Annotated in this window: 6 protein-coding genes; all 6 read right to left on the bottom strand. The window is 61.1% G+C overall.

Going from position 1 to position 7624, the window contains the following annotated elements; genetic code table 11:
* A partial coding sequence (zapE, locus tag ABI213_RS07370; protein ID WP_348026574.1) for a cell division protein ZapE occupies positions 1-530 on the bottom strand: 530 nt, incomplete at its 3' end.
* A gap of 87 nt (positions 531-617) precedes the next feature.
* Positions 618-2036 (bottom strand): dihydrolipoyl dehydrogenase, encoded by a 1419-nt coding sequence (gene lpdA / locus ABI213_RS07365; protein ID WP_348007240.1) that lies wholly within the window; start codon positions 2034-2036, stop codon positions 618-620.
* Between the two features lie 173 nt (positions 2037-2209).
* A complete protein-coding gene (gene odhB, locus ABI213_RS07360) occupies positions 2210-3472 on the bottom strand; it encodes a 2-oxoglutarate dehydrogenase complex dihydrolipoyllysine-residue succinyltransferase (RefSeq protein WP_348007239.1) in 1263 nt (420 codons plus the stop codon).
* A gap of 82 nt (positions 3473-3554) precedes the next feature.
* Complete coding sequence (locus ABI213_RS07355) at positions 3555-6434, bottom strand: 2-oxoglutarate dehydrogenase E1 component (protein WP_348026572.1); 2880 nt, start codon at positions 6432-6434, stop codon at positions 3555-3557.
* A 280-nt stretch (positions 6435-6714) separates the two neighbouring features.
* Positions 6715-7314, bottom strand: a complete 600-nt coding sequence (locus ABI213_RS07350) for an isochorismatase family protein (RefSeq protein WP_348007237.1) — start codon at positions 7312-7314, stop codon at positions 6715-6717.
* 29 nt (positions 7315-7343) lie between these two features.
* On the bottom strand, positions 7344-7624 hold a 281-nt coding region (locus tag ABI213_RS07345; RefSeq protein ID WP_348026570.1), incomplete at its 5' end, for an alpha/beta hydrolase.

Below are 7624 nucleotides of genomic sequence, written 5' to 3'. Positions count from 1 at the left end.
ATGCGGTCGCGGTGCAGGCCGTTGGGGTAGAGGTCGTCGGGCTTGAAGTTGGAGGTGGTGACAAAGCCCACGCCGTTGGCAAACAGCGCGTCCAGCAGGCGGTGCAGGATCATCGCGTCGGTGATGTCGGCCACGTGGAATTCGTCGAAGCAAATCAGCTTGTAGCGCTTGGCCATGCGCGCGCCCAGTTCGTCCAGCGGGTTCACCGTGCCTTGCAGGTCAGCCAGTTCGCGGTGCACTTCGCGCATAAATTCATGGAAGTGCAGCCGGGTTTTGCGCTTCAAGGGCACGGCGTTGAAGAAGCAGTCCATCAAAAAGCTCTTGCCCCGCCCCACCCCGCCGTACATGTACACGCCACGCGGAATTTCGGGCCGGAAAATCAGCTTTTTGAGGCTGTTGGAGCGCTTTTCTTTGTACGCGGCCCACTCGGTGGCACAGCGTTCGAGCGCATCAACGGCGCGCAACTGCGCCGGGTCGGCGGTGTAACCGCGCTGGGCCAGTTCGGCCTCGTAGGCTTCTTTAACGCTCAAAGAAAAACACTCCTGTTACTACAAATTAAATAGCTGCTAGCACAGGTAGGACCTACGCTAACAGCTATTTTTACCCCTAAAACCTGTTTAGAAGTTCAGCGTACGCTTGTCCACCGCCAAAGCAGCTTCCTTGGTGGATTCGCTCAAGGACGGGTGCGCGTGGCAGATGCGGGCAATGTCCTCGGCGCTGGCACGGAATTCCATCGCCATCACGCATTCGGCGATCAACTCGCTGGCCTGCGGGCCGACGATGTGCACACCCAGGATTTCGTCGGTGGCGGCATCGGCCAGCATCTTCACCATGCCGGTGGTGTCGCCCAAAGCCCGCGCGCGGCCATTAGCCAGGAACGGGAACGTGCCCGCCTTGTAGGCCTTGCCCGCAGCCTTAAGCTGCTGCTCGGTCTGGCCCACCCAGGCAATTTCGGGGTTGGTGTAGATCACCCAGGGCACGGTGTTGAAGTTGACATGGCCATGCTGGCCGGCAATGCGCTCGGCAACCGCCACGCCTTCTTCCTCGGCCTTGTGCGCCAACATGGGGCCGCGCACCACGTCACCAATCGCCCAGATGTTGGCCAGATTGGTTTTGCAGTCACCGTCCACAATGATCGCGCCGCGGTCGTCCAGCAGCAGGCCGATGGTGTCCACACCCAAACCGATGGTGTTGGGCACGCGGCCAATGGAGACGATCAGCTTGTCTACGTCCAGCGTCTGGGCTTCGCCCTTGGCATCGGTGTAGGCAATGCTCACGCCCTTCTTGGCCTTCTTGATTTCGCCGACCTTCACGCCCAGGTTGATCTTCAGGCCTTGCTTGTCGAAGGCCTTTTTGGCTTCCTTGGCGATCTGCTCGTCCACCGCGCCCAAGAAGGTCGGCAGACCTTCCAGGATGGTGACTTCGGCACCCAGACGGCGCCAGACCGAACCCATTTCCAGGCCGATCACACCCGAGCCGATCAGGCCCAGTTTCTTCGGCACCGCACCGATGCGCAAAGCGCCGTCGTTGGAGAGGATGGTTTCCTCGTCAAACGGTGTGCCGGGCAGTGGGCGGGCATTGGAGCCGGTGGCGACCACGATGTGCTTGCCAACCAACGCTTCCTCGCCCACCTTGATGGCATAGCCGCCGTCTACCGCTGCCACGAACGAGCCGCGGCCATGGAAGAAGGTGACCTTGTTCTTTTTGAACAGGTACTGGATGCCGTCGTTGTTCTGCTTGACCACGGTGTCCTTGCGGGCAACCATTTTGGCCAGGTCCAAACCCAGGCCTTTGACCTCAATGCCGTGGTCGGCAAAGTGGTGACCCGCCTGGTCGTAGTGCTCGCTGGACTGCAGCAGTGCCTTGGAGGGAATGCAGCCGACATTGGTGCAGGTGCCGCCCAAAGCGGGGCCGCCCTTGGCGTTTTTCCACTCGTCGACACAGGCCACGTTGAAGCCCAGCTGGGCCGCGCGGATGGCGGCAATGTAGCCGCCAGGGCCGCCACCGATGACGATCACGTCAAAATTCTTAGACATAGTTAAATCCCAATTTAGTTGCAGTCGTGCCGCATGGTGCAGACTGGCCTTCCAGAAACACCGCGGAACTGGCTTTGCCAGGCCGCTGGTGTTGCCCCCTGCATGTCGCATCAGCTTTTCAAGCACATGCGAGGGGGGAGGCGGCAAAGCCGCCCGGGGGTGTGCCTAGTTCTTTAGATGTCAAACAACAGGCGGGCTGGGTCTTCCAGCGCTTCCTTCATGGCCACCAGGCCCAACACGGCTTCGCGGCCGTCGATGATGCGGTGGTCGTAGCTCATGGCGAAGTAGTTCATCGGACGGACCACCACCTGGCCGTTTTCAACCACGGCACGGTCCTTGGTGGCGTGGATGCCCAAGATGGCCGATTGCGGTGGGTTGATGATGGGCGTGGACAGCATGGAGCCGAAGGTACCGCCGTTAGATATAGAGAAGGTGCCGCCGGTCATGTCGTCCATGCCCAGCTTGCCGTCCTTGGCTTTTTGGCCAAATTCCGCAATTTTCTTCTCGATATCGGCAAAGCTCATCTGGTCGGCGTTGCGCAGAATCGGCACCACCAGGCCACGGGGCGAGCCCACGGCGATGCCGATGTCGAAGTAGCCGTGGTAGACGATGTCGGTGCCGTCCACACTGGCGTTCAGCACAGGGAACTTCTTCAGCGCGTGCACGGCGGCCTTGACGAAGAAGCTCATGAAGCCCAGCTTGCAGCCGTGTTCTTTCTCGAAACGCTCTTGCATGCGCTTGCGCATATCCATCACCGGGGCCATGTTGATTTCGTTGAACGTGGTCAAGATGGCGTTGGTGGATTGCGATTGCAGCAGACGCTCGGCCACGCGGGCACGCAGGCGGCTCATGGGCACGCGCTGCTCGGGGCGGTCGCCCAAATCTGGGGCCACGGTAGCTACCTGGGCCAACGACTTGGTGGGCACTCCGGTGGGTATGACCGAAGCGGTCACCTTGGGGGCAGCCACAGCGGCTAACACATCACCCTTGGTGACGCGACCATCTTTGCCGGAACCGGCCACCGAACCCGCCGCTAGGGCGTTGTCGGCCATCAGCTTGGCGGCGGCGGGCATGGGCACACCGGCCATCGAGGTACTGGCAGCCGCTGGAGCGGGCGCAGGCGCCGTCGCCGCGGCCACCGTCGCAGCGGCAGCCGCCACGGAACCTGGCACCGGTGCTGCTGCACCGGCTTTGCCTTCGGTGTCGATACGGGCAATGAGTTGCTCGGCCAGCACGGTGCTGCCGTCGCCCATGACCAGCTCGGTGATCACACCGGCAGCCGGTGCGGGAACTTCCAGCACCACCTTGTCGGTCTCGACTTCGATCAGGATTTCGTCGATCGCCACCGACTCGCCGACCTTCTTTTTCCACTGCAACAGGGTGGCTTCCGCCACGGACTCGGACAGTTGCGGAACCTTAACTTCTACGATAGCCATTTTTATATTCTCCAAATCTTCCAACGGGGGCGCGGCCACTGCAGCAACGTGCAGTGGCGGATGCAGCCTATTTATTTTTGGTTTACTTTGTTAAGACAAAGCCCTTGAGCTTGCCGAATGCACCGTCTACCAGCGACTTCTGCTGGTCCTGGTGCAGGTGCGAGTAACCGGCAGCAGGGGATGCCGAGGCTGCACGGCCCGAGTAACCCAGCTTCTGGCCTTCGACCATGTTTTCATGCAGGTAATGCTGCACGAAGAACCAGGCACCCTGGTTTTGCGGCTCGTCCTGGCACCAGACCATTTCGGTCACGTTGGGGTACTTTTTGACTTCGGCAGCAAAAGCCTTGTGCGGGAACGGGTAGAGCTGTTCCACCCGCAAGATCACCACGTCGTCCGCACCCTTTTCTTCGCGCTTCTTGGCCAGGTCGTAGTAGACCTTGCCCGAGCAGGCGACGATGCGCTTGACCTTGTCGGCCTTTTTGTTGATCTCTTCCTTGTTCTCCGGAATGATGGTCTGGAAAACGCCCTTGGTGAACTCGCTCAAGGGAGATGCCGCATCCTTGGCGCGCAGCAGCGACTTGGGCGTCATGATGACCAGCGGCTTGCGCAGGTTGCGCACCATCTGGCGGCGCAACAGGTGGAAGATCTGGCTGGCGGTGGTCGGCTGCACCACTTGCATATTGGTGTCGGCACTCAGCTGCATGAAGCGCTCCAGGCGGGCCGAGCTGTGCTCGGGGCCTTGGCCTTCGTAGCCGTGCGGCAGCATCAAGGTGATGCCGTTGACGCGGCCCCACTTGACTTCACCGGAGGCGATGAACTGGTCGATCACCACCTGGGCACCGTTGGCGAAGTCGCCAAACTGGGCTTCCCAAATCACGAAGGTGTTCGGGTCGTTGGATGCGTAGCCGTATTCAAAGGCCAGCACGGCTTCTTCGGACAGGATGGAGTCGATGACGGTGAACGGTGCCTGGCCGTCGGCCACGTTTTGCAACGGGGTGTAGGTGCCTTCGTCGAACTTTTCACGGTCCTGGTCATGGATCACCGCGTGGCGGTGGGTAAAGGTGCCACGGCCGCAGTCTTCACCGCTCAAACGCACCGGGTAGCCGCTGGCCACCAGGGACGCAAAAGCCATGTGCTCACCCATGCCCCAGTCCACCGGAATGTCGCCCCGGCCCATCGCGGCGCGGTCGTCGTAGACCTTCTTCACCAGAGGGTGCGGAGTGATGTTGGCGGGGATGGCGGTCATCTTCTCGGCCAGGCGTTTCCACTCGGCCAGAGGGATGGCGGTATCGCCCGCGTCGGTCCACTTGCGGTTCAGGTACGGCGACCAATCGACTGCGTACTTGCTCTTGAAGTTGGTGATGACCGGGTTGAAGGTATTGATACCGGCATCGAGTGCTGCGCGCATGGCCTTGACCATGTCGTCGCCCAGCGTCTCGCCCAGGCCCTGGGCAGTCAGCTTGTCGGCATACAGCTTGCGGGTGCCGGGGTGCTTGGCAATCTTGCGGTACATCAGCGGCTGGGTCATCGCCGGGGTGTCTCGCTCGTTGTGGCCCAGTTTGCGGAAGCAGATGATGTCCACCACCACGTCGCGTTGGAACTCCATGCGGTAGTCCAAAGCGATCTGGGTGGCCAGCACCACGGCTTCAGGATCGTCACCGTTGACGTGCAGCACCGGCGCTTCGATCATCTTGACTACGTCGGAGCAGTACAGCGTGGAGCGGCTGTCGCGCGGGTCGCTGGTGGTGAAGCCGATCTGGTTGTTGATCACGATGTGCACCGTGCCGCCCGTGAAGTAACCACGGGTTTCGGCCAGCGCCAGGGTTTCCATCACCACGCCTTGGCCTGCAAAGGCCGCGTCGCCGTGCACCAACACGGGCAGCACTTGCTTGCCCAGCGGGTCGGCGCGGCGGTCCATGCGCGAACGCACCGAGCCTTCGACCACGGGGTTGACGATTTCCAGGTGCGAGGGGTTGAAAGCCAGCGTCAAATGCACCGGGCCGCCAGGGGTGGACACGTCCGAGCTGAAGCCCTGGTGGTATTTAACGTCACCCGATGGCAGGTCTTCTGGGGCGGTATGGTCGAATTCGGCGAACAAGTCGGCCGGCACTTTGCCCAGCGAATTGACCAGCACGTTCAAACGGCCACGGTGGGCCATGCCGATGACGATTTCTTGCAGGCCCTTGGTACCACCGGTCTGGATCAGTTCGTCCATCGAAGCGATAAAGCTTTCTCCGCCTTCCAGCGAGAAACGCTTTTGGCCGACAAACTTGGTGTGCAGGAAGCGCTCCAGGCCTTCGGCTGCGGTCACGCGGTCCAGGATGTGCAGCTTCTTTTCTTTGGAAAAATTGGGTTTGCTGCGGATGCTTTCCAGCTTTTGTTGCCACCAGCGCTTTTTGACCTGGTCGCTGGTGTACATGTACTCAGCACCGATGGTGCCGCAGTAGGTTTCACGCAAGGCGTTCATCAGGTCGCGCAGCGACATGGTTTCTTTGCCGAAGAACGTGTTGCTGGTGTTGAAGACGGTTTCCTGGTCGGCATCGGTGAAGCCGTAGAACGCGGGGTCCAGCTCAGGGATGTTTTCGCGCTCGGTGCGCTTCAGCGGGTCCAGGTCGGCCCAGCGCACACCGACGTTGCGGTAGGCGGCAATCAGCTGCTGCACGGCGGTGCGCTTGCGGCCCATTTCGGAGTCTGCGCTGGCGACGACCACCTTGGTCTGGCCTTTTTTAGCGCGTTCGGCAAAGGCATTGACCACCGGCAGATGCGGCACGTCTTTGGCGTTGCTGCCGTCCACGGCGGGCACATGCTGGAGCGCGTCAAAGTAGTCGCGCCAGTTGTCGGGCACGCTGCCGGGATTGCTCAGGTAGTTTTCGTAAAGCTCTTCGACATAGGGCGCATTGCCGCCGAAGAGATAGGTGTTGCCTTGGTAGGCGCTGTACACCGAAGACACTGGATCACTCATATTCCGCTGACCTCCGTTTCCCTGAAGGAAACATAAGCTGGTTAAAGCTGGGTTTTATTAACCTTCCGCGACACGGCTGAACCGATTGGCGGATGCGACTGTGGCAGGAAGGGCCTAGTTCGGTGCGAATTATCTACCTAATGCGTGCAACCACCACCTGGTTACAGGCAAAGAACAGGTAAACGTTATGTTTTTGATAGCAGCTAGCGCAGGTGGAATCTGCGCTAGAGCTTGTTTTTATTTAAATTTGCATGTGGTGCAGGTGAAACAAAGCCGGAAATCACTTCACCAAAGCCTGGATGGCCTTGAAATCGGCATGCTCGGCAGTGCGCAACCACTCGAACAGCACCATCTCGGTGGTCACCAGCTCGGCACCGGCACCGGCCAAGCGGTCAAACGCGGCATCGCGGTTGCGCTCGGTGCGCGAGCTGCAGGCATCCGTCACCACCCACACGTCGAACTCGTCTTCCAGCAGGTCCAAAGCGGTCTGCAGCAGGCAGATGTGCGCCTCCAGGCCCGCGATGACGATGGTGTTGCGCTCTTCGCCCGCGCTGGACTTTTGCAGGTGCTTGGGCAGGCTGCGGGCATTACCTTGCACCGGCTTGGCAGGCGGACGCAGCCATTCGCCCAGGCCCTCTTCCACGCCGCTGAACTGCATCTTGCTCAGCGTGTTGCGGCACAGGGCGCGCAGCTCGGGTGGGTTCTCGCCCAGCTTGGACGGGTTTTGCTCGGTGCCCCAGGCGGGCACGTCCAGCAAGTCTGCCGCCTGCGCCAGCCGCAGGGCGTTGGCAACGACCGCCGCGTTGTCAAAAATGGCGGGCAGCAGGCGGGTTTGGTAATCGACCAGCACCAGCTGGGATTCGGAGGCGTCGAGCAACATGGGATTCCTAAGGACAAAGCAGCCCCCAATTAAACCGCAGTTGCCAGCGCCTCCTTGGGTTGTAAAGCTTGTCCGGTCAGCGATGCCAGCAGCGCCAGCCCTAGCGGCCAGTCGCCGTGGCCGGAGGCGATATTGATGTGCCCGGCATCCGACATGCGCACCAGCTCGCTGCCCCAGGCGCGCGCATAGGCCCCGGCCAGCCGCACCGGGCAATACGGGTCGTTGCTGCTGGCCACCAGCACACTGCGGTACGGCAGGCGGTCATAGGGCACGGGGGCGAAGTCGCTCAGCACCGCCCGGCGCTCCGGGT

The sequence above is a fragment of the Rhodoferax sp. genome (assembly GCF_039922535.1).
Classification (GTDB): Bacteria; Pseudomonadota; Gammaproteobacteria; order Burkholderiales; family Burkholderiaceae_C; genus Rhodoferax_B.
Note: the sequence above shows the minus strand (reverse complement) of the source record. Positions and strands in the feature narration are given on the sequence as shown.

What these genes read in the sequence shown, in the direction of transcription:
- lpdA (WP_348007240.1), bottom strand. Translation starts at nt 2,036, where the DNA reads ATGTCTAAGAATTTTGACGTGATCGTCATCGGTGGCGGCCCTGGCGGC.
- odhB (WP_348007239.1), bottom strand. Translation starts at nt 3,472, where the DNA reads ATGGCTATCGTAGAAGTTAAGGTTCCGCAACTGTCCGAGTCCGTGGCG.
- ABI213_RS07355 (WP_348026572.1), bottom strand. Translation starts at nt 6,434, where the DNA reads ATGAGTGATCCAGTGTCTTCGGTGTACAGCGCCTACCAAGGCAACACC.
- ABI213_RS07350 (WP_348007237.1), bottom strand. Translation starts at nt 7,314, where the DNA reads ATGTTGCTCGACGCCTCCGAATCCCAGCTGGTGCTGGTCGATTACCAA.